This is a genomic window from Pseudophaeobacter flagellatus (assembly GCF_021228235.1).
GTDB lineage: Bacteria > Pseudomonadota > Alphaproteobacteria > Rhodobacterales > Rhodobacteraceae > Pseudophaeobacter > Pseudophaeobacter flagellatus.
Genome location: NZ_JAJQRG010000008.1, coordinates 132,053 through 152,695 on the forward strand (window position 1 = coordinate 132,053; position 20,643 = coordinate 152,695).

General features: G+C 60.0%; 21 protein-coding genes and 1 riboswitch. Of the genes, 14 read left to right on the forward strand and 7 right to left on the reverse strand.

The genetic code is table 11. From position 1 onward, the window contains the following. Positions 1–84: 84 nt before the first annotated feature. Positions 85–1,062 (reverse strand): threonine ammonia-lyase, encoded by a 978-nt coding sequence (locus tag LRK71_RS15230; protein ID WP_232404680.1) that lies wholly within the window; start codon positions 1,060–1,062, stop codon positions 85–87. A 119-nt stretch (positions 1,063–1,181) separates the two neighbouring features. Continuing rightward, positions 1,182–1,868 (reverse strand): haloacid dehalogenase type II, encoded by a 687-nt coding sequence (locus tag LRK71_RS15235; protein WP_232404681.1) that lies wholly within the window; start codon positions 1,866–1,868, stop codon positions 1,182–1,184. A 272-nt stretch (positions 1,869–2,140) separates the two neighbouring features. On the opposite strand from LRK71_RS15235, the gene LRK71_RS15240 reads away from it, so the two are divergent. Further along, entirely contained in the window at positions 2,141–2,569 is a 429-nt protein-coding gene (locus tag LRK71_RS15240) for an FKBP-type peptidyl-prolyl cis-trans isomerase (RefSeq protein ID WP_232404682.1), read from the forward strand. A 91-nt stretch (positions 2,570–2,660) separates the two neighbouring features. Here LRK71_RS15240 and LRK71_RS15245 read toward each other — a convergent pair whose 3' ends face one another. From LRK71_RS15245 to fabA, 3 genes are all read right to left on the reverse strand, one after another. Beyond that, complete coding sequence (locus tag LRK71_RS15245) at positions 2,661–3,452, reverse strand: enoyl-ACP reductase FabI (protein ID WP_232404683.1); 792 nt, start codon at positions 3,450–3,452, stop codon at positions 2,661–2,663. 7 nt (positions 3,453–3,459) lie between these two features. Further along, positions 3,460–4,689: a beta-ketoacyl-ACP synthase I gene (gene fabB / locus LRK71_RS15250; protein WP_232404684.1), complete on the reverse strand. Its 1,230-nt coding sequence runs from the start codon at positions 4,687–4,689 to the stop codon at positions 3,460–3,462. A 519-nt stretch (positions 4,690–5,208) separates the two neighbouring features. Next, positions 5,209–5,718 (reverse strand): bifunctional 3-hydroxydecanoyl-ACP dehydratase/trans-2-decenoyl-ACP isomerase, encoded by a 510-nt coding sequence (gene fabA / locus LRK71_RS15255; RefSeq protein ID WP_232404685.1) that lies wholly within the window; start codon positions 5,716–5,718, stop codon positions 5,209–5,211. A 208-nt stretch (positions 5,719–5,926) separates the two neighbouring features. Here fabA and irr point away from each other — a divergent pair, with 208 nt between their 5' ends. After that, entirely contained in the window at positions 5,927–6,343 is a 417-nt protein-coding gene (irr, locus tag LRK71_RS15260) for a Fur family transcriptional regulator Irr (RefSeq protein ID WP_232404686.1), read from the forward strand. A 44-nt stretch (positions 6,344–6,387) separates the two neighbouring features. Here irr and LRK71_RS15265 read toward each other — a convergent pair whose 3' ends face one another. Beyond that, complete coding sequence (locus tag LRK71_RS15265) at positions 6,388–7,341, reverse strand: LysR family transcriptional regulator (RefSeq protein WP_232404687.1); 954 nt, start codon at positions 7,339–7,341, stop codon at positions 6,388–6,390. Between the two features lie 106 nt (positions 7,342–7,447). Here LRK71_RS15265 and LRK71_RS15270 point away from each other — a divergent pair, with 106 nt between their 5' ends. Next, positions 7,448–8,245, forward strand: coding sequence for a phytanoyl-CoA dioxygenase family protein (locus tag LRK71_RS15270; RefSeq protein ID WP_232404688.1), 798 nt, complete (start codon positions 7,448–7,450; stop codon positions 8,243–8,245). Between the two features lie 136 nt (positions 8,246–8,381). On the opposite strand, the gene LRK71_RS15275 is transcribed toward LRK71_RS15270, so the two are convergent. After that, positions 8,382–9,251, reverse strand: coding sequence for a glycosyltransferase family 2 protein (locus tag LRK71_RS15275; RefSeq protein ID WP_232404689.1), 870 nt, complete (start codon positions 9,249–9,251; stop codon positions 8,382–8,384). A gap of 136 nt (positions 9,252–9,387) precedes the next feature. Here LRK71_RS15275 and miaB point away from each other — a divergent pair, with 136 nt between their 5' ends. The 11 genes from miaB (at position 9,388) to cmk (ending at position 20,555) form a co-directional block, all read left to right on the forward strand. Continuing rightward, entirely contained in the window at positions 9,388–10,710 is a 1,323-nt protein-coding gene (gene miaB / locus LRK71_RS15280) for a tRNA (N6-isopentenyl adenosine(37)-C2)-methylthiotransferase MiaB (RefSeq protein WP_232404690.1), read from the forward strand. A 298-nt stretch (positions 10,711–11,008) separates the two neighbouring features. Further along, positions 11,009–11,590, forward strand: coding sequence for an OmpA family protein (locus LRK71_RS15285; RefSeq protein ID WP_232404691.1), 582 nt, complete (start codon positions 11,009–11,011; stop codon positions 11,588–11,590). A 14-nt stretch (positions 11,591–11,604) separates the two neighbouring features. Continuing rightward, positions 11,605–11,910, forward strand: a complete 306-nt coding sequence (locus LRK71_RS15290; RefSeq protein ID WP_232404692.1) for a hypothetical protein — start codon at positions 11,605–11,607, stop codon at positions 11,908–11,910. Positions 11,911–12,068: 158 nt separating this feature from the next. Continuing rightward, positions 12,069–13,076, forward strand: coding sequence for a PhoH family protein (locus tag LRK71_RS15295; RefSeq protein ID WP_232404693.1), 1,008 nt, complete (start codon positions 12,069–12,071; stop codon positions 13,074–13,076). 67 nt (positions 13,077–13,143) lie between these two features. After that, positions 13,144–13,656 (forward strand): rRNA maturation RNase YbeY, encoded by a 513-nt coding sequence (ybeY, locus tag LRK71_RS15300; protein WP_232404694.1) that lies wholly within the window; start codon positions 13,144–13,146, stop codon positions 13,654–13,656. A 22-nt stretch (positions 13,657–13,678) separates the two neighbouring features. Continuing rightward, on the forward strand, positions 13,679–14,581 hold the full coding sequence (locus LRK71_RS15305; RefSeq protein ID WP_232404695.1) for a hemolysin family protein: 903 nt from the start codon (positions 13,679–13,681) through the stop codon (positions 14,579–14,581). A gap of 23 nt (positions 14,582–14,604) precedes the next feature. Beyond that, on the forward strand, positions 14,605–16,107 hold the full coding sequence (lnt, locus tag LRK71_RS15310; RefSeq protein ID WP_232404696.1) for an apolipoprotein N-acyltransferase: 1,503 nt from the start codon (positions 14,605–14,607) through the stop codon (positions 16,105–16,107). 62 nt (positions 16,108–16,169) lie between these two features. Continuing rightward, positions 16,170–16,218, forward strand: a riboswitch (SAM-SAH riboswitch). Positions 16,219–16,223: 5 nt separating this feature from the next. Beyond that, complete coding sequence (gene metK, locus LRK71_RS15315) at positions 16,224–17,405, forward strand: methionine adenosyltransferase (RefSeq protein WP_232404697.1); 1,182 nt, start codon at positions 16,224–16,226, stop codon at positions 17,403–17,405. Positions 17,406–17,634: 229 nt separating this feature from the next. After that, positions 17,635–18,399 (forward strand): tRNA (guanosine(46)-N7)-methyltransferase TrmB, encoded by a 765-nt coding sequence (trmB, locus tag LRK71_RS15320; RefSeq protein ID WP_232404698.1) that lies wholly within the window; start codon positions 17,635–17,637, stop codon positions 18,397–18,399. 126 nt (positions 18,400–18,525) lie between these two features. Beyond that, complete coding sequence (gene aroA, locus LRK71_RS15325) at positions 18,526–19,872, forward strand: 3-phosphoshikimate 1-carboxyvinyltransferase (protein WP_232404699.1); 1,347 nt, start codon at positions 18,526–18,528, stop codon at positions 19,870–19,872. Positions 19,873–19,934: 62 nt separating this feature from the next. Further along, the gene (gene cmk / locus LRK71_RS15330; protein ID WP_232404700.1) at positions 19,935–20,555 is read left to right on the forward strand and encodes a (d)CMP kinase; all 621 of its coding nucleotides are present in this window, start codon (positions 19,935–19,937) and stop codon (positions 20,553–20,555) included. The last annotated feature ends 88 nt before the right edge of the window (positions 20,556–20,643 follow it).

Genomic DNA, 20,643 nt, shown 5'->3' on the forward strand with positions numbered 1-20,643 from the left:
TAGAAGAGGTGCCGGGTCGGGGTAAAGCCCGCAGTGCAATTTGCCTGCGCCCGAGGTGGCGCAGGTCGCGCGTCGCAGGGGGGGCTATGCGTAGCTGGAGAGCGCACGCTGAAACACGGCGGTGTCGACATTGCCGCCGGTGGCGATGGCGATCACCGCATCCCCCTGGATCTGATCCGGGTGAAACAGAGCCGCCGCCAGTGAGACGGCACCACCGGGTTCCAGCACGATTTTCAGCCGCATAAAGGCCAGTGCCATGGCGCGCAGGGCCTCTTCTTCGCTGACCACGATGCCGCCGCCGCACAGCCGCTGCAGCAGCGGAAAGGTCAGCTCTCCCGGTGCGGGGGTCAGAATGGCGTCGCAGATCGATCCTGATACCGCCGCATTGGTTTCGACCTGGCCGCTGGCCAGGGATCTGGTCACATCGTCAAAGCCCTCGGGCTCTGCCGGCCTGACCCGTAGGGAGGAGCCAAGCCCTTCCAGGGCCAGGGCGACGCCGCTGGTCAGCCCGCCACCGCCGCAACAGACCAGCACATCACCGGTTTCGACCCCCAAGTTGGCCGCCTGATCTGCGATTTCCAGTCCTGCGGTGCCCTGTCCGGCGATGACTTCGGGTTCGTCATAGGGCTTGATCAGGGTCAGGCCGCGGGTCTGGGCCAGTTCCAATCCGATGGCATCGCGATCTTCGCCGCCTGCGCGGTCATACAGCACCACCTCGGCGCCCAGGGCGCGGGTGTTTTCGATCTTGAGGCGTGGTGCATCGGCAGGCATCAAGATAACGGCAGCAACGCCATGGGCCTTGGCGGCGGCGGCCACACCCTGGGCATGGTTGCCGCTGGAATAGGCGATCACGCCGCCTGCGCGTGCTTCGGCGGTCAGCGCAGTAATGGCAGCCCAGCCGCCGCGAAACTTGAAGGATCCGGTGTGTTGCAGGCACTCTGCCTTGACCAACACACGGCGGCCGGCGATCTCGTCCAGAAAGGGCGAGCTGAGCATCGGCGTGACGCGGGCATGGCCCTGCAACCGCTTGGCTGCGGACTGGATCATTGCAAAAGAGGACATAAAGAAGGCTCCAAAACTATGCGGTGATAAAAAGAGACTGTGCCCTGCTGTGTCAGGCCTGAGGGCTGGCTGCGCTGGCGGGACACCCATTGGGGGAAAGTGCAGATGATTGCCTTTGCTTAGTGGTGGGCCAGGGTCGGAATTGTGGTAAGATCCGTCAGCACATGCGCCGGTGTCCAGGGCAGGCGGTCGACGGGCTCATTCGCACGGTTGACCCAGGCTGTGGTGAACCCATAGCCTGCGGCCCCGGCTGCATCCCAGCCGTTGGAGGAAACAAAGAGAACCTCTTCATTCTGGCAGTCAAAGCGCTGGCCGACGAGATCATAGACACGGGAGTCCGGCTTGAAGATGCCGACGCTTTCCACGGATAAGACATCATCCAGCAGCGCACCTATTCCGGCCGATTGCACCGCCCCATCCAACATATCCGGAGAACCATTTGACAGGATGGCGGTGTTCAGGCCGGCCCCTTTCAGGGTGGTCAGCATGGCGGGGACCTCTGGGTAGGCCTGCAGTTCCCAATAGAGATCCAGCAAGCGCTGGCGCAGTTTGGCGTCGCCGTCCAGTCCGGTGGCCTCTAGCGCCCAGTCGAGGCCATCCTGGGTAACCTGCCAAAATCCACAGTGGGCATCTGTGATGGCGCGCAGCCAAGTATATTGCAACTGCTTCAGCCGCCAATGATTGGCCAGCGCGGGCCAGGTTTCCTGCAACTGCGGAAACGCGGGTTCAGCGGCGGCCTGGCGGGCCGCAGCGGTCACATCAAAGAGCGTGCCATAGGCATCAAAAACGCAGGTGGTAATCGGCATGTAACATCTCCTTTGTGATATCCTGTCATGCCTCCCGGAGGGCGCAAAGCGCGAAGTTGTGATGGATACAATTCTTCTGCAGCCGCGCCGTATCTCGCCTTTGTCTTTGTTCTGGCCTTAGTTCGGGCCGCAGTTTCGGCTTGGGGGCTGCTGGTTTCTGCGGCAGCGGCGAGGGCCGTAAAGGCGGCAAAAAAGGCTCGGATAGGCGGGTTTACTTCAGAACTGAGGCCTGTAGGGTGCGCCACTGTAATTTTGTATAAACTGGAGGTCCCATGACCGAGGTAAAAAACGGCGATACTGTCCGCATCCACTACACTGGCACATTGACGGATGGTTCCGTCTTTGACAGCTCTGAGGGGCGTGACCCGCTGGAGTTCACCGTTGGCTCTGGGCAGGTGATTGCTGGCATGGATGCCGGCCTGCCGGGCATGGTTGTCGGTGATAAAAAGCGCCTCGAGATCGCGAGTACCGATGCCTATGGCCCCCTGAACCCAGAGGCACGCCAGGCGATTCCGCGCGAAGGCATTCCTGATGATATCCCGCTGGAGCTGGGCACCCAACTGCAAATGCAAAGCCCGGAAGGCCATGTGCTGCCAGTGACCGTGGTTGAAGTGACCGAGGCCACCGTGACCTTGGACGCCAACCACCCGCTGGCCGGTAAGGATCTGAACTTTGAAATCGAGCTGGTCTCGATCGACTGATCAGGTGCAAGGCACTGCTGGAATAGGAAAGGGCGCCCCATGAGGCGCCCTTTTTGTCTTGGGCCTTGTGCACAGCCGTCGCAGAGATGCTCTACAGGTGCTCTTGCTGCGGCATCCCGAGGATGTGAAAACCGCCATCAACGCGAATGATTTCACCAGTGGTGCAGGCACCGGCATCCGAGGCCAGATAGACCGCAGTGCCGCCGACGGCCTCAAGCGTGGCATTGGACCGCATCGGGGTGTTTTGTTCGGTGTGCTTGTAGGTCTTGCGGGCGCCACCGATGGCCGCCCCGGCCAGGGTCTTCATCGGGCCGGGCGAAATGGCGTTGACGCGGATGCCTTCGGGGCCAAGATCATTGGCCAGGTAGCGGGTGGCGCTTTCCAGTGCCGCCTTGGCCACACCCATGACATTGTAGTTGGGCGTCACCCGGTTGGATCCGCCATAGGTCAGCGTCAGCAGGGTGCCGCCGTTGTCTTTCATGAAGGGATGTGCCCGGCGCGCCACTTCGATGAAGGAATAGGCAGAGATATCCAGCGAGTTCTTGAAATTCGCCCGGCTGGTATCCAGGAAACGGCCTGTCAGTTCGGATTTGTCCGAATAGGCAATGGCGTGCACGACAAAATCAATGCTGTCCCAACGGCTGCCCAGCTGTTCAAAGGCGGTATCCAGCGAGGCATCATCGGTCACATCGACATCGACCATGAAGTCACTGCCCAGGCTCTGGGCCAGCGGTTCCAGCCGTTTGCCAAAGGCGTCGCCCTGGTAGGTAAAGGCCAGCTCGGCACCAGCACCAGACATTGCCTTGGCAATGCCCCAGGCGATCGAACGTTCATTGGCCACGCCCATGACCAATCCACGTTTGCCCGTCAACAATCCTGACATTATGAGGTTATCCTTTGTACTTGCTCAATAGCATCGACCCATTGGTGCCGCCAAAGCCAAAGCTGTTGGTCATGACACAGTCGAGGCCCGCATTTTCGACAAGATCAGTGGCGATTTCGCCGGGGAGAATGCCCTCGGCCAGGCTGTCCACATTGATCGAGGGGGTGATGAAATCATTCTCCAGCATCAGCAGGCAGAAAATCGCCTCTAGCGCGCCGGCGGCACCCTGGGCATGGCCGGTCATGGATTTGGTTGACGAAATCGGCGGGGTCTGACCTTCGCCAAAGACCCGGCGCACGGCCTCGACTTCGCCAACGTCACCAACGGGGGTCGAAGTGCCATGGGCGTTGATATAGCTGACCTTGCGGCCTTCGGGCAGGGTCGACAGCGCCAGACGCATGGCACGTTCACCACCTTCGCCTGAGGGCGCAACCATATCGTGGCCATCGGATGTGGCCGCATAGCCCACCACTTCGGCGTAGATCTTGGCGCCGCGCGCCAGCGCGTGGTCGAGATCTTCCAGCACCACAATGCCACCACCGCCTGAAATTACAAAACCGTCGCGGTCCTGATCAAAGGCGCGGCTGGCCGCGGTTGGGTCGTCGTTTTTCTTGGAGGACATCGCGCCCATGGCGTCAAACAGGCAGGACAGGGTCCAGTCCAGCTCTTCGCCGCCACCGGCAAACATCACGTCCTGCTTGCCCATCATGATCTGTTCCGCCGCATTGCCGATGCAGTGCAGCGAGGTCGAGCAGGCTGAGGTGATGGAATAGTTGATGCCCTTGATCTTGAAGGCCGTCGAGAGGTTGGCTGAAATGGTCGAGGACATACATTTAGGCACCGCAAAGGGCCCGATGCGCTTGGTGGCGCCGGTCTTGGCGACCACCTGATGCGCCGCCAACATGGCAGAGGTGGAAGGACCACCAGAACCGGCCACCAAGCCGGTGCGCTCATTCACGATCTGATCCTCGGAGAGGCCGGCATCGGCGATGGCTTGGCTCATGGCGATATGGGCATAGGCGGCACCGGGGCCCATAAAGCGCAGCGCGCGCTTGTCGACATGTTCCTTGATGTCGATCTTCAGCGTGCCGGCAACCTGACTGCGAAAGCCATGCTCGGTCATTTCCGGGCTGGCAACGATGCCAGATTTCCCCGCCTTCAGTGAAGCGATGACTTCTTCGGTGTTGTTTCCGATGGAGGAGACGATCCCCAGACCGGTGACGACGACACGACGCATACGTGCACTCCCTTAATTGCTTATGTCTTAGTATGCATTGCAGGGCGGGGGTGCAAGATGGGATGGCGGGGCGGCGCAGGCTTGTAGCTGGTTTTGCGGTGGTTGGCAGCTTTGCGGGCAAAGCGGTCGTTGCAGTTCACTGTCGAAGTGCTAAACTTTCGGCGGTGATGCAAGGGGCTAGTAGATGATTAGAAAGATCGCTTCTCTGGTTTCTCTCGGGCTCGCATTGGCTTTTGGGTGCTTATACTACGTCGAGTATTTCAAATGGCGAAATTGTTTCAATGAATTGGGTCGCTGCTTCGATGATGACGCGGGTGTCGTATATCTAGAGCAATCAGGAATCGTATGGTTCTTACTCGCGGTGCTGGCGCTTGGAGTGGGCCTCTACAATGCATGGCATCTGAGTAAACCTAAACGGTAATCCGGACATGGAGCGGACAGTTCTCAAACAAAAGACAGCCTCAAACAAAAAAAGAGGCCCGGAGGCCTCTTTCTTCAATCTCAGATTAATCGAGAGAGCTAGGCTTCGGACAGAACGACCTTCATGTCCTTGACGTCGTAGATCATCTCGCCATCGGCTTCGACGATGCCATCCGCCACGCCCATGGTCAGGCGGCGGGTTTGGATCGCTTTCTTGAAGTCGATCTTATAGGTCAGCATCTTGCGCTCGGGGCGGACCATGCCGGTGAGTTTGACCTCGCCAACGCCCACAGCCATGCCGCGACCTTTCCAGCCGCGCCAGCCGAGGTTGAAGCCGGTCAGCTGCCACAGGCCATCCAGGCCCAGGCAGCCGGGCATGATCGGGTTGCCGGGGAAGTGGCATTCAAAGAACCACAGATCTGGGTTGATATCGAATTCCGCAACGATATGACCCTTGCCATGGGCACCGCCATCGGCGCTGACTTCGGTGATGCGGTCCATCATCAACATTGGCGGGGCGGGAAGCTGGGCGTTGCCGGGGCCAAACAGCTCTCCTCGGGAACATTTCAACAGGTCGTCTTTGTCAAAGCTGCTGGGGTAATCGGCCATGCTGGCGCGTCTCCTGCCTGGGTGTTTCGTGTGTTTTCTTTCCTGTAGCACCCGGCTTGCCGGTCCGGCAAGAGCAGTGAAGCCACGCTGACAAAGAGAATGTGTCATCAGGGCGCTGGGCAGGATTGCTGGAAATGGGGATTCTGTTTGAAAAACGCGATGCATTTGCAGTATAACCCCCAATAGCAACGCGATGCAGGATCCGCACATGACGCCAAACAGCGAAGACGTGGCAACAAATTGGTTGGTCGAGGCCGGGCTGCGCCCGACCCGGCAGCGGCTTGCTTTGGCTGAACTGCTGGTGGGCGATGGCAAACATCGCCATGTCACCGCCGAAAGCCTGTTTGACGCCGCCAAGACCAGGGGTACGGCCGTTTCCCTGGCCACCGTCTACAATACCCTGCGCGCCTTTTGTGATGCGGGCGTGCTGCAAGAGATCACCGTCGATGGCTCCAAAAGCTATTTTGACACCAATACCCATGATCATCCGCATTATTTCTGGGAAGATGGCAGCCGAGTCACTGATGCACCATCGGACCAATTGGTGATCCAGCGTTTGCCAGAGGCGCCCGAGGGCATGGAAATTGCCTCGGTTGATGTGGTGATCCGCCTGCGCAAAATCTGAACCCTGCCAGCGGGCCATTGTTTCCTGCGTGGCGAGGCGCTGATTCATACGTCATCCGCTTGCTGTTCCATTGTGATTGCCCCGTCTGTTAACTGTCCTGTGTGCCGAGTGGCCAGGCCCTGCGATAGGGCCTGAATTGCACGCGCCTGAGCAGAGCCAGCCGGCGGTTGACCATGACTGGTCAGGATCACCGGCTCGCGGGCGCTGGCGTCGCTGATGGGCACCATAACCAGCGGCTTGCCATCATAGCTCTGTCCCAGCTGTGGGGCGCTATAGCTAACGCCCACCCCTTCGCCATTGGCCGCCAGGCTGCGCAGCAATTCGAGAGATGCGGCGCGATGGGCGATGCGCGGCGTAAGTCCCTGGGTTTTGAACAGGGCCAGCATATGCTGCAGCGACAGGCCTTCCTGCGACAGGATCAGTGGCACCTCGGCCAGCGCCGCCAGCGGCAGGGAACTGTGGCTGGCCAGCGGATGGTCTGGCGATACCAGCGCCTGTGGGAAGCGTTGGTCAATCTCGCGGCGTTCAAAACTGGCATCCAGCCCCAGATCATAAGTCAGGGCAAGATCAATATCGCCCTGCAGCAGCGCGTCGGTGAGGCGGGTAAACCCATCGACGCGGGGGCTGATGGTCAGCTCAGGCAGGCTCTGCCGTAGCAGGCGCAGGGCAGGGGCCAGCAAGAGGGGGGCCAGATCGGCAAAACAGCCAAGCACCAGCCTTTGCGTCACCGGGCTGGCACCGCCGGGGGTTTCTAGTTGGGCCGCCTGGTCCAGCAGGGCCTGGGCGGCCTTGGCAAAGTCGCGTCCGCGTGGGGTCAGGGTCAGGGGCGCGCCGCGCCGACGTTGGAACAACACATGGCCAAGGTGTGTTTCGATTCGGGCCAGCGCGGTGGAGAGCGCAGGCTGGCTGACATGCAGCCGCTCTGCGGCCGCCGAAAGGCTGCCCTGCTGCGCAACGGCACAGACATATTCGTAGTGGCGTAGGGTGAGATATAACATGAATCTATATCTACCTTAGAAATATATGATTTGAAACTAAACCCTGAAGCGGACAGTGTCGCGGAAGAAAAAACGCAAGCTTCACCGATCCAAAATGGAGACCCAAATGGTGCACCCCCTAATTACCCAAGACCATATCGACCAGTTCCAGCGCGATGGCGTGGTGCTTATCAAAGGCCTGTTCCATGACCAGGTTGAGCAACTGCGCCAGGGGGTTGAACACAATATGGCTGACCCTGGCCCCTATGCGTCGAACAATGACAAGCCAGGCCAAACCGGGCGGTTTTTTGATGACTATTGCAACTGGTCGCGCATTCCGGATTTCGAGGCGGCGATCAAGGCTTCTCCGGTGGCGGAAGTGGCCGCCGATCTGATGCAGTCAAGCCGGGTGCAGATGTTCCACGATCACGTGCTGGTCAAGGAGCCGGGCACCTCGATGGCGACGCCCTGGCATCAGGATGGCCCCTATTATTTTGTCGAAGGCGCGCAGACGGTCAGCTTTTGGTCGCCGCTTGATCCTGTGACGCAGGCTGCACTGCGCTGCGTGGCCGGGTCGCACAAATGGGAAAAGGAGGTATTGCCAACGCGTTGGGTTTCTGAAGAGGGCTTTTTTGCCGATGAAGGCCAGTACATGGCGGTGCCCGACCCGGAGGCCGAAGGTATGGACATTCGCGAATGGGACATGGCGCCGGGCGATGCGGTGGCCTTCAACTACAAAACCCTGCATGGAGCGCGCGCCAATACCAGCGAGAGCCGTCGCCGAGCTTTCTCTCTGCGGTTGGTGGGCGATGATGCGCGCTATGTGGAGCGCCCTGGCCCTACCTCGCCGCCCTATCCCGGCCACGAGATGCAGCCGGGCCAACGGCTGCGCGAGGACTGGTTCCCGGTGCTGTTGCAGCGGTAGCTTCGGTTACTAAGGGGGCTCGCAAGAGGGGCGCTGCCCCCTCTTGCGCCCAGGGGCGCAATTCACCCCCGGGATATTTAGGGCCAAATGAAGCGGTGGGCGAAATTGAACAGGGGAGCGGAAAAGTGGGGTGGTCTCAGAACCATTGCCCCGGCTCGATCAGGCCCAGATCGAGCAATTGCCGGGAGTGCCATTCAAAAGGCGTTGAATTGTGCCAGCGAAAACTGTTGATGGTGAAATTCGAGCCGGGGTTGCGTTTCAGCGCCTTGGCGGTGCGGAAGGAGCAGATCGCGGCGGTCAGGTTGTGATGCCAGGGGCAGGCGTAGGTGTTGTATTCTTGCGCATTGAAGGTGTGATTCGCGTTCAGCACCAAGCCGCCTTTGGCTTGGAATAGAGAAATCCGGTCTATTTTGCGGCTGTCTGGCGGGATGTGTTCCTCTTGGCGCCAGCGCACCCCGCCAAAGAAATCCAGCTGCCGCTCACGTGGCGCGTTGCCCTGCGCGTTGTTGCGGGATTGGGCGTAGTAACCGGATTTGTCCAGATAGGCGGTCTCTAGTGAGACGGCATTGGGGTGTTGCGTCAAATCCCCGGCATAAAGATCAATCACATAGGTCAGCATCGCAGCGCGCCGCTCCTCGCGGTGGAAGGTCAGCATTTCGGTCACGGTGCGGGTTTCACAGAAGGGGAAGAACAGGTATTCAGTGTTGTAGCAATAATAGAGCCAGCACCCTGGCGTGGCGGCCCTAATCACCTGGTTGATCGCAGCAAAGACATGTTCAGGCGCGCTGCAATCAAACGGCACCCGGTGCACCTTGGATTTGATGTCGCGCGGCAGATCAAAGGCATCGGGCATGAGGGCGACAACCGTCGTGAAGCCGGATTGCAGGTGATGGCGTAGCGTCGAGGCAATCTCTACATCGTCCTCAACAAAGATCAGCGCCACCGGGCCTGTCACCAGTAGCGCCTTGTGTTGCTTGAGGAAATCGTCCAGCGAAGAATGCATCATGCTCTTTGTCTCTGCCTTTCTGGCATTTGCTGCTAAAATCAGGTAATCCCGCCTGCATTGCAAGCCACGAGATTTGCCGTTATGGCAGGCCGTTGTTTTTGTCCTGTTTCCCACCTCTGCTGGAAGGCCCTACCATATGACCGCGCCCAAGAAGCTGTTTATCAAGACCTATGGTTGCCAGATGAATGTCTACGACAGTGAACGCATGGCGGAAGAGCTGGGCGGGCAAGGTTATAGCGAGACGAAATCAGTTGAAGATGCGGATATGATCCTGCTCAACACTTGCCACATTCGGGAAAAGGCCGCCGAGAAGGTCTATTCTGAGCTGGGCCGGTTCAAAAAGCTGAAGGCGGCAAAGCCGGATCTGAAAATCGGGGTTGCGGGCTGTGTCGCCCAGGCTGAGGGGCAGGAAATCATGCGCCGTCAGCCGCTGGTGGATCTGGTGGTGGGGCCGCAAAGCTATCACCGCCTGCCAGAGATGGAAGCAAAGGCGCGCAGCGGGGAAAAGGTGCTCGACACTGATTTTCCCGAGGAGGACAAGTTCGAGAAGCTCAAGCGTCGGCCCAAGGCTCCGCGCGGGCCATCGGCTTTTCTGACGGTGCAAGAGGGCTGTGACAAGTTCTGTGCCTTTTGCGTGGTGCCCTATACGCGGGGTGCCGAGGTTTCGCGGCCAGTGGATCGTATCCTTACCGAGGCGCGCGATCTGGTGGAGCGGGGGGTGCGTGAAATCACCCTTCTGGGGCAGAACGTCAATGCCTATCATGGGGCCGGACCGCAGGGGGATATGACACTGGCCCAGCTGATCTGGGAGCTGGACAAGGTTGAGGGGCTGGAGCGCATTCGCTTTACCACCAGCCATCCCAACGACATGATGGATGATCTGATCGAGGCACATGCGACCTGCAAGAAGCTGATGCCCTATCTGCATCTGCCGGTGCAGGCGGGATCGGACAGGATCCTCAAGCGGATGAACCGCAGCCACACCGCCGAGAGCTATCTGCGCTTGCTGGAACGGATCCGGGCGGCGCGCCCCGATATTTTGATTTCGGGGGATTTTATCGTTGGCTTCCCGGAAGAGACCGAAGCGGATTTTCAGGCGACGCTGGATCTGGTTGAAGAGGTGAAATACGGCACCGCCTATTCTTTTAAATATTCCACTCGTCCCGGAACGCCCGCTGCCGAACGCCCCCAGGTGGACCCGACCGAGGCCGATGATCGGTTGCAGCGTCTGCAGGCGCTTTTGACCCGGCAGCAGCGCGAGATCCAGGACAGTATGGTTGGTCGCGAGGTTGGAGTTCTGTTTGAAAAGCCCGGGCGCGAAGCCGGTCAGATGCTGGGGAAATCGGACTACCTGCATGCGGTTCACGTGGCTGATTGCGGCCGAAAAGCTGGCGATCTGGCACGGGTGCGCATCATTGAATCGCGGACCAATTCGCTTGCGGGTGAGTTGATCGACTAGCGCGCAGCCCTGGGCCGTGGTGATTCTTATTGTCCTGGCTGAGGATTGATTTCACTGGAAAATCTGTTTGGCCCCTGCTGCCCCTTGCCGCGGTGAGTCATTATTGCAGCGCCTTTGGCGACAATTGCAATAAAGCTGTACGAGTGTTGCTTGAAATCGCATAGTTGTGCCGAATGCCTTCCCGAGAGGGGGCTGTTTTTAGATAAAAACTGTGTAGATTGTTGCTGATAACCTGAGTGTTAGGAATTTTAAGCGGCAAGCTCCCTGGGGGGACTTAGGTGAAGGAAATCTGGTTGTGATGATATTTAAGACAAAGAATATGCGCGTTGCGCTGGCCGCCGCTGTGGCTACGCTGGGCCTGACGACGGCGTCGGTTCAGGCGCAAAACGCCACTACGGGGCAGCGCACCATTGTGGGGGAGCGCTATGTGCCCACCATCTGGGTTGATCCGGATGGCTGTGAACACTGGGTCATGGACGATGGCGCCGAGGGCTATATGACGCCGCATGTGACGCCGGATGGCAAGCCCGTATGCCGCCGTGGCAATCTCTGCGGGGTGATGGAAACAGATCAGTTTTTCGCCACCGATAAATCCTATATCAGCGCCGCTGGTAAGACCCGCCTGCAAGAGTTCTTTAACTCCAACAAGGGGCAAGTGCGCTCCTTTGTGGTTGCAGGGCATACAGATAGCCGGGCCTCTGACGAATATAATATCGCCCTGTCGCAGCGACGCGCCAACGCGGTCGCGGGGGTCGCCAAGTCCGTCGGCGCGCGCATTGCAGATATTCGCGCTTATGGTGAGCGCGACCCACGGGTGCCAAATACCAGCGCTGCCAATATGGCGCAAAACCGCCGCGTCGAAATTTACTGCTTGCGCTAATGAAGGACATCAAGATGCATTTTTTCAAAGCAACCGCGCTGTCCCTTGCCTTGGCATCCGTGTCGGCCTGTGGCGTTACCTATGACAAGACCCGTGACCAGCACGCCGGGGATGGCTCCAACTCTCATCTGTCGAATATGACGGCAGGTATCTGGGTGGATCCGCAGGGCTGTGAACACTGGATCATTGATGATGGCCTCGAAGGCTATGCTGATCTGCGTCGCACCCCCGATGGCAAACCCGTTTGCAACAGCCCTCTGCCGCGCAATGTGGCGACTGGCCCTTTCAAAGACGGGTCGAGCCTGCCTGACGTACTGTAGGGCGCAGATCGCAACGCTGCTTGCCTTTGATCATGAAATGGCCGCCTGTCTTGGGCGGCCATTTTGTATCTTTTGTGTGAATTTGCACCGTGCCCGCTTGCGCCTGCGCATGGGCGGGGGCAGACTGGGGTCGTAAACATCAAATTCAGGAGCCCCCATTGGCCACAAGCGCCCGGATCCAGCCGCTAACCGCCCAGAGCGCGCAAGAAGCGCTGCTCGAGTTCCCTGATAACCGCCTGCTGATTGACCTGTGCGGTGAATATGATCGCAACCTCTCAGAGATCGAAAAAAACATCGGCGTGCAGATCGTGCGCCGGGGCAACCAGCTTCTGATCATGGGAGAGGACGCCGCGCGGGATCAAGCGGTGGAGGTGCTGATGGCGCTTTATGATCGGCTGGAAACTGGCCGCAGCGTTGAGCACGGCGATGTCGACCGGGAATTGCGCATGGGCCATGGGCCGGAAGAAAGCCGGGATGACCAGCTTGAGATGTTCATGGGCGGGCAGGTCGAGATCAAGACCCGCAAAAAACTGGTAGAGCCGCGCACCGATGCGCAAAAGGCCTATGTTCGGTCCCTCTTTGAACATGAGCTGGCCTTTGGCATTGGCCCTGCAGGTACTGGCAAAACCTATTTGGCGGTGGCTGTTGGGGTGAACCTTTTCATCACCGGCCAGGTCGACAAGATCATCCTGTCGCGCCCTGCGGTCGAGGCGGGCGAGAAGCTTGGCTATTTGCCCGGCGACATGAAGGATAAGGTCGATCCTTATATGCAGCCGCTTTATGATGCGCTGAATGATTTTCTGCCGGGCAAGCAGTTGGCCAAGCTGTTGGAGGAAAAGCAGATCGAAATCGCCCCGCTGGCCTTTATGCGGGGGCGGACGCTGTCAAATGCCTTTGTGGTGCTGGATGAGGCGCAGAATGCCACTTCGATGCAGATGAAGATGTTCCTGACCCGCCTGGGCGAGGGGTCACGCATGGTGGTGACCGGGGATCGCACCCAGGTTGACCTGCCACGCGGTGTCACCTCGGGCTTGGCAGATGCGGAACGGCTGCTCTCGCCGATCTCCAAAATCAGCTTCAACTACTTTACCGCCCGCGATGTGGTGCGACATCCGCTTGTCGCCGCCATCATCGAAGCCTATGACGCAGAAACGCCCCCGGCCTGAGTTTTGCTGCGCAAGCAGCCGTGCTGGGCTTTGTGGGGGGCTGACATGAGCAGAGAGGCCGCAGGCAATGGCGCTGGAGATCACAATTGAAGACAGTCGCTGGCAAGAGGCTGGGCTGGACAGCCTGGCCAGCCAGGCGGTCTTGGCGGTGCTGGCGCATCTTGAACTGGATCCAGAGACCTGCGAAATTGCTCTGCTGGCCTGTGATGATGCCCAGATCTGTGCTTTGAACGATGAGTTCCGCGACAAGCCCACCGCAACCAATGTGCTGAGCTGGCCCGCCGAAGATCTGGCGGCTGCAGAACCTGGCGGGCAACCGCAACTACCCGAGGCAGATTTCACTGGGGAAATCCCGCTGGGCGATATCGCCATCGCCTATGAGACCTGCCAGCGCGAGGCGGATGCCGCAAACAAGCCGCTTGCTGATCATTTGCGGCATTTGGTCGTTCATGGAATGTTGCATCTTCTCGGCTATGATCACATTAGCGACCTTGATGCCACAGTAATGGAAGGCTTGGAGGTCAAGATACTTGGCAATTTGGGTCTGGATGACCCATATACTGTTGATGACCGCCTCTAATGGGGCATTTTGGATAGGACAGATGGGCGAAATAGAAGGCAGTTCTAACGCGGCGCATGGCGCGCTCCAGAACATTGGCAAGACCACGGCAGAAGCCGGTATTGTACAACAACCAAGCTTGTGGGAGCGTATTTTTGGCTCTTTCGCGCCGGATTCCCCCCCCAAGCAAGAGCCGCCAGTGGCGCAGGGGCCAAGCCCCGAGTTCCAATCTCGTGGCATGATGAACCTGCGTCGGATGCGGGTTGAAGACGTGGCCATTCCCGCTGCAGAAATTCTTTCGGTGCCGGTTTCGATTGATCGCGATGATCTGGTGCAGGTGTTCCGCGACAGCGGCTATACCCGCATCCCGGTCTATGAGGGAACGCTGGACACGCCGCTTGGCTTTGCCCACCTCAAGGATTTTGCCCTGACCCATGGGTTCAACGGTGGCAGTAAACCGTTTGAACTGTCTGAGATGCTGCGGCCTCTGCTGTTTGTGCCACCCTCGATGCCCATCGGTGTTTTGCTGGCCAAAATGCAGGCAGAGCGCCGCCACATGGCGCTGGTGATTGACGAATATGGCGGCGTTGACGGGCTGGTCACTATCGAAGATCTGATCGAACAGGTGATCGGGGAAATTGAGGATGAACACGATCCCGGCGAAGACCAGACCTGGTATCAAGAAAAAGCTGGCTGCTATATCGCTCTGGCCCGCACCCCCCTGGCAGAGTTTGAGGCCGAGATTGGCTGCTCGCTTACTGGCCACGAAGACGTGGATGCCGAAGAAATCGATAGTCTTGGTGGTTTGGTCTTTATGCTCTGCGGTCGAGTTCCGGCGCGCGGAGAGGTCATCGTGCACCCTGACGGGCCTGAATTTGAGGTCATGGATGCCGATCCCCGCCGCATCAAGCGGCTGCGGGTGATGATGCCGGACCCCGCCGCGTGAGCACCGGTTTCTGGGCGCGATCCTTGCGTGCTGCCGCGCACTGCCCGGTCTGGCTGGCGGGTTTTTCTGCCTTTGGGCTGGGGGCCTTTCTGTCGCTGTCGCTGGCCCCTTTGCATATTTTATGGAGTCTGCCGCTGGCCTTTGGCGGTATCGGGGTGCTGGCGCTTTGGGCGCGCTCTGCGGTGCAAGGGGCTGCTATCGGATTTCTTGCGGGGCTGGGCTATTTCAGCTTTGGCCTGTCCTGGATTGTTGAGCCCTTTCAGATTGATGCTGCGCGCTATGCCTGGATGGCGCCCTTCGCGCTGGTCTTTCTGGCGGCAGGGCTGGCACTGTTCTGGGCGCTGGCCTTTGGCCTGGCGGTACGCTGGGCGCAGGGCGGGCGTCGGCTGGTTTTGCTGATTGCGCTTTGGGCGCTGGTGGAATTTGGCCGCGCCTATCTGTTCACCGGATTTCCCTGGGCGGGATTTGCCCAGTTCTGGATCGACACTCCGGCAGCGCGGCTGCTGCCCTTTGTGGGGGGACAGGGGGTGGCGCTGCTGACCCTGGCGGTGACACTGCCGCTGGCGCTATTGCGGCACCGGCCCTTGCTGGCGGTAGCGCCGCTGCTGCTGGTGGCGCTGGCTGGCTATGCCCTGCTCTGCCGCCCCTCGGAACCAGAGATGAGCCCATATCTGCTGCGGCTGGTGCAGCCCAATGCGCCCCAGGCAGAAAAATGGCTGCCCGAGCGGCGCTGGGATTTTGTCCGTCGCGCGATAGAGCTGAGCGCGGTTGACGGGGCATCGGGCCGGGCACAGCCGGATTTGATCCTCTGGCCGGAAACCTCGGTGCCGCAGCTGCTCAACGACGCCGAAGACACCCTCTCTACCATCTCGGCACGGGTCGGCGGGCTGCCTGTGTTGCTGGGTATTCAGCGACGCAATCAGGGGCGCTATTTCAATTCGGCGGTTTTGTTGACTGGGCAGGGGCGGGTCGATCAGATCTACGATAAGGCGCATCTGGTGCCTTTTGGTGAATACGTCCCCTTTGGGAATTTCATGGCCCGCTTTGGCATCCACGGTTTTGCCGCCCAGGCGGGGGCTGGCTATACGGCGGGACCTGGGGCGGTGCTGATGGATCTTGGCATCGGCCAGGCGCTGCCGCTGATCTGTTATGAGGCGGTTTTTGCCCGCGATGTGAATGCCGCCCCAGCGCGCCCGGATATGCTGATCCAGATCACCAACGATGCCTGGTTTGGCACCCGCTCTGGCCCTTATCAGCATTTGGTGCAGGCGCGAATGCGCGCGGCTGAACAAGGACTGCCGATGGTGCGCGTTGCCAATACCGGGATCAGCGCGATGATTGATCCCTATGGTCGGATCCGCGAAAATCTGCCGCTGGGCGCGGCCGGGGCCATTGATGCCTATCTGCCTAAACCGCTGGCTGCAACGCTATACAGTCGCACGGGCGATGCGCCGGTATTCTTCTTGTGCATCCTGCTGGCACTGGCGGCGGCCAAGAGGCGACGCGGCCTTGTGCCGCGCTCATAGGGGGTTAACCTCCTTGGAATAGTGTTTGACCTCTGGTGCGGCCCAGCGTACCTCAGAAGGAATTCCTCTCACAACGGCTTCCTGGCGTGATGAGGTTAACCCAATGGAGCATTTTCATGTCTCGTAAGAACTATATTTTTACTTCGGAATCGGTTTCTGAAGGTCATCCTGACAAGGTCTGCGATCAGATTTCGGATGCGGTGCTTGATGCCTTCTTGGCTGAAGAACCCGAAGCGCGGGTTGCGGCAGAAACCTTTGCCACCACCAACCGCGTTGTGATTGGCGGTGAGGTGGGCCTGTCGGATCAGGATAAGCTGCACGATTATATGGGCCGCATTGATGGCATCATCCGGGCCTGCATCAAAGATATTGGCTATGAGCAGGATAAGTTCCACCATGAAACGGTGGAAGTGACCAACCTGTTGCACGAACAGTCAGCGCATATTGCCCAGGGCGTGAATGCCTCGGCGGACAAAGACGAAGGTGCCGGCGATCAGGGCATCATGTTTGGCCATGCCTCTACCGAGACGCCGCAGCTGATGCCGGCGCCGATCCACTATAGCCACGCGGTGCTGCGCCGCCTTGCAGAGGTGCGCAAAAATGGCACCGAGCCAGCGCTTGGCCCGGATGCCAAGTCGCAGCTCTCGGTGGTCTATGAAAATGGCAAGCCGGTGCGCGTCGGCTCGCTTGTGCTGTCGACCCAGCATCTGGATGAGAGCCTGACGTCGCAAGACATCCGTGCCATCGTTGCCCCCTATTTCCACGAAGTCCTGCCCGAGGGCTGGCTGACGGAAGAGACCATCTGGCACGTCAATCCAACGGGAAAGTTTGTCATTGGTGGCCCCGATGGCGATGCGGGTCTTACCGGGCGCAAGATCATCGTTGATACCTACGGCGGTGCGGCCCCACATGGCGGCGGTGCATTTTCGGGCAAAGATCCGACCAAGGTTGACCGCTCTGCGGCCTATGCGGCGCGCTATCTGGCCAAGAATGTGGTTGCTGCCGGCATGGCCGAGCGCTGCACCATTCAGCTGTCTTATGCGATCGGCGTTTCAAAACCGCTGTCGATCTATGCGGATACCCACGGCACCGGCGAGGTCGACCCGGCGGCGATTGAACGCTCCATTGCCCAGGCGATGGATCTGACCCCGCGCGGCATTCGCCAGCACCTGGGCCTGAACAAGCCTATCTATCAGCGCACTGCCGCCTATGGTCACTTTGGCCGAGAGCCCGACGCTGATGGTGGCTTCAGCTGGGAGCGCACAGATCTGGCCGAGGCGCTTGCCCGCGGCGTCTAAGTCACGCCTTGGCGCTGGAACATGGGGCAAAGCGGTCTGTCATTGGCCCGCTTTGCCCCTTTTTGCATCTGTTCGGGGCAAAAGCACGGAGTGGCGGGGGCGGGGCTCTCTTGACCTGTGCCTGCGGTTGCGGCAGATGAGCGGCCAATTGCGTGGTTCGGGCCAGTGCTGGCCTTGGTGTGCCGGACATCTGGTGCCACCGCGCCCCGCAGAAAGGATAACCCTGCCCATGGTTGACAAGAAAACACCCCGTGAAACTGGCTCTGCTGTGGAAGCCTCGGATAACGGTGCCCATGTCAGCGGCGCGCCCTGGCGCAACTTTTATGGCCGTTTTAGTGGCAAGACCCTGAAAGAGAGCCAGCGCCGTTATCTTGCCGAAGACCTGTCTGCGCTTAGCCCCGGTGCGGTTGGTTGGGACGAAAACCCGGATCGTGTGCCCCTGGACTTGCAGGCCCTGTTTGGCGGCCGCGACACCTGGCTGGAGGTTGGCTTTGGCGGCGGAGAGCATCTGGTGCATCAGGCCAGCAGCAACCCGGATGTGGGCATTATTGGCGCCGAGCCCTTTATCAACGGGGTTGCCATGCTCTTGGGGAAAATCCGCAAGGCAGGCTGTGACAATATTGCAGTACACCCGGGCGATGCGCGGGACCTGATGGATGTGATCCCGCCGCAGTCGATTGCCAAGGCCTTTCTGCTCTACCCAGATCCCTGGCCCAAGACCCGCCATCACCGCCGCCGCTTTGTCACCCAGGAACACCTGGAGCCGTTGGCACGCTGCCTGAAGCCGGGGGGCATTTTCCGTGTCGCCACTGATATTCCTGACTATGTGCGCCAGACCCTGGAAGAGGTCCCAAAGGCGGGCTTTGAGTGGCTGGCCAGCGAGGCGGCTGATTGGCGAGAGCCCTGGGGCGACTGGATTTCGACCCGCTATGAACAAAAGGCGCTGCGCGAGGGGCGAACGCCGACCTATCTGACCTTTCGTCGGCTTGGCTAGCCGCCTGGCCCCGTGCCTGGCCTGTTGCCTGGCAGGTCGCTTGTGATCCGCGCTGGACCCGCTGGCCGCAATTCGTTACCGATAGCGGCAACAGAACAGACCGAACGATGATACAAAGGAAGCGCCATGTCCGGACACGGTACCCCGATCCCGATGACCTCTCACCGCGCCGCGCCGCTGACCGGTGTGGCCGAGGTGCCGGGGGATAAGTCGATTTCGCATCGCTCTCTGATCCTGGGGGCTATGGCTGTCGGGGAAACCAAGATTTCCGGTCTGTTGGAAGGCGACGATGTGTTGGATACCGCCAAGGCCATGCAGGCTTTTGGCGCTGAGGTGGTCAACCACGGGGGCGGCAATTGGTCGGTTTTTGGTGTGGGCGTCGGGGGATTTGCCGAGCCGGATCAGGTGATCGACTGCGGCAATTCCGGCACCGGGGTACGGCTGATCATGGGCTGTATGGCGACCTCGCCAATTGCTGTGACCTTTACCGGCGATGCCAGTCTGAACGGGCGCCCAATGGCACGGGTGACGGATCCGCTGGCGCTGTTTGGTGCCAAAACGGTTGGCCGCAGCGGCGGGCGTTTGCCGATGACCATCGTCGGCGCGGCACAGCCGACGCCGGTGCGCTATGTGGTGCCTGTGCCCTCGGCGCAGGTGAAATCCGCGGTCCTGCTGGCGGGGTTGAATGCGCCGGGTCAAACCGTTGTGATCGAAAAGGAAGCCACCCGCGACCATTCTGAACGCATGTTGGCAGGCTTTGGGGCCGAAATCACCGTCGAGGACAGCGACGAGGGCCGGGTGATCACCCTCACCGGGCAGCCCGAGCTGAAGCCACAGGTGATCGCGGTGCCGCGTGATCCATCCAGTGCGGCCTTTCCGGTCTGTGCTGCACTGATCACACCGGGGTCGGATGTCTTGGTGCCGGGCATTGGCCTGAACCCGACCCGTGCGGGCCTGTTTTACACGCTGCAGGATATGGGCGCTGACCTGACCTTTGAAAACCCGCGCGAAGAGGGCGGTGAACCTGTGGCGGATCTGCGGGCCAGATATTCCCCCAATATGCAGGGAATCGCGGTGCCTCCGGAACGCGCGGCCTCGATGATCGATGAATATCCGGTGCTGTCGGTTGTGGCCTCTTTTGCCACCGGCAAAACAATGATGGCCGGCGTGAAAGAGCTGCGCGTCAAGGAAAGCGACCGCATCGACGCCATGGCGCGTGGGCTGCGGGCCAATGGTGTCATGGTCGAAGAAGGCGAAGACTGGTGGTCGGTCGAAGGACTCGGCCCTGATGGGGTGCAGGGCGGCGGCACCTGCGAGAGCTTTCTTGATCACCGCATTGCCATGTCCTTCATGGTGATGGGCATGGGGGCGCAAAACCCGGTGACGGTGGATGACGGTACGCCGATCACCACGTCTTTTCCGATTTTCGAACCCTTGATGACAGGGCTGGGCGCCAAGCTCAGCCAGGCTTGAGACCTGGCTTGAACCCAGGTTTCAAGCCAGACCCAGCCAAGCCAGAGAGGAGCACAGTGCGGATGACCGGGCCTTTTACCATTGCCATCGACGGGCCTGCAGCTGCAGGCAAGGGCACAATCTCCAAGGCCGTTGCGGCAGCGCTGGGGCTGGACCATCTGGATACCGGGCTGTTGTATCGAGCGGTTGGCGTTAAGACACTGGAAGGTCTCGCCCCGCTGGAAGCCGCGCAGGTGCTGACATCCGAGGATCTGCAGCGCGATGATCTGCGTGGGCCGGAGGCGGCGCAGGCCGCATCAAAGGTGGCAGTGATCGCAGAGGTGCGCGCTGCGCTGGTGGATTTCCAGCGCGCCTTTGCCCGCCGGGCAGGCGGCGCAGTGCTGGATGGGCGCGACATTGGCACCGTGATCTGCCCTCAGGCCGAGGTGAAGCTTTTTGTGACAGCCAGCGCCGAAGTGCGCGCCAAGCGCCGCTTTCTGGAGCTGTCGGCCACGGGACAGGCGGACACGCTGGAAGAGGTTCTGGCTGACGTAAAGTCGCGCGACGACCGCGACATGAACCGAGCCGAAGCGCCGCTGAAACCGGCGCCGGATGCGGTGGTGATTGATACCAGCGATCTGTCCATCGAACAGGCGGTGGCACAGGCCATTGCCCTGATCGAAACGCGCCAGCAAAACTCGTAAGACGCGGATTGCAGCCCCGGTCGTCACCGGCCTTGTATTGTTTGGTGCGATGCATCATGGAATTTTTCCGTACACCCCTTTCAAACTG

Coding starts and splice junctions, on each gene's coding strand:
- irr (WP_232404686.1), top strand. CDS start 5,927: ATGACGCCAAACAGCGAAGACGTGGCAACAAATTGGTTGGTCGAGGCC.
- trmB (WP_232404698.1), top strand. CDS start 17,635: ATGGTTGACAAGAAAACACCCCGTGAAACTGGCTCTGCTGTGGAAGCC.
- LRK71_RS15275 (WP_232404689.1), bottom strand. CDS start 9,251: ATGATGCATTCTTCGCTGGACGATTTCCTCAAGCAACACAAGGCGCTA.
- aroA (WP_232404699.1), top strand. CDS start 18,526: ATGTCCGGACACGGTACCCCGATCCCGATGACCTCTCACCGCGCCGCG.
- LRK71_RS15285 (WP_232404691.1), top strand. CDS start 11,009: ATGATATTTAAGACAAAGAATATGCGCGTTGCGCTGGCCGCCGCTGTG.
- LRK71_RS15290 (WP_232404692.1), top strand. CDS start 11,605: ATGCATTTTTTCAAAGCAACCGCGCTGTCCCTTGCCTTGGCATCCGTG.
- LRK71_RS15240 (WP_232404682.1), top strand. CDS start 2,141: ATGACCGAGGTAAAAAACGGCGATACTGTCCGCATCCACTACACTGGC.
- LRK71_RS15245 (WP_232404683.1), bottom strand. CDS start 3,452: ATGTCAGGATTGTTGACGGGCAAACGTGGATTGGTCATGGGCGTGGCC.
- LRK71_RS15230 (WP_232404680.1), bottom strand. CDS start 1,062: ATGTCCTCTTTTGCAATGATCCAGTCCGCAGCCAAGCGGTTGCAGGGC.
- metK (WP_232404697.1), top strand. CDS start 16,224: ATGTCTCGTAAGAACTATATTTTTACTTCGGAATCGGTTTCTGAAGGT.
- fabA (WP_232404685.1), bottom strand. CDS start 5,718: ATGGCCGATTACCCCAGCAGCTTTGACAAAGACGACCTGTTGAAATGT.
- fabB (WP_232404684.1), bottom strand. CDS start 4,689: ATGCGTCGTGTCGTCGTCACCGGTCTGGGGATCGTCTCCTCCATCGGA.
- miaB (WP_232404690.1), top strand. CDS start 9,388: ATGACCGCGCCCAAGAAGCTGTTTATCAAGACCTATGGTTGCCAGATG.
- LRK71_RS15235 (WP_232404681.1), bottom strand. CDS start 1,868: ATGCCGATTACCACCTGCGTTTTTGATGCCTATGGCACGCTCTTTGAT.
- ybeY (WP_232404694.1), top strand. CDS start 13,144: ATGGCGCTGGAGATCACAATTGAAGACAGTCGCTGGCAAGAGGCTGGG.
- LRK71_RS15265 (WP_232404687.1), bottom strand. CDS start 7,341: ATGTTATATCTCACCCTACGCCACTACGAATATGTCTGTGCCGTTGCG.
- LRK71_RS15270 (WP_232404688.1), top strand. CDS start 7,448: ATGGTGCACCCCCTAATTACCCAAGACCATATCGACCAGTTCCAGCGC.
- LRK71_RS15305 (WP_232404695.1), top strand. CDS start 13,679: ATGGGCGAAATAGAAGGCAGTTCTAACGCGGCGCATGGCGCGCTCCAG.
- cmk (WP_232404700.1), top strand. CDS start 19,935: ATGACCGGGCCTTTTACCATTGCCATCGACGGGCCTGCAGCTGCAGGC.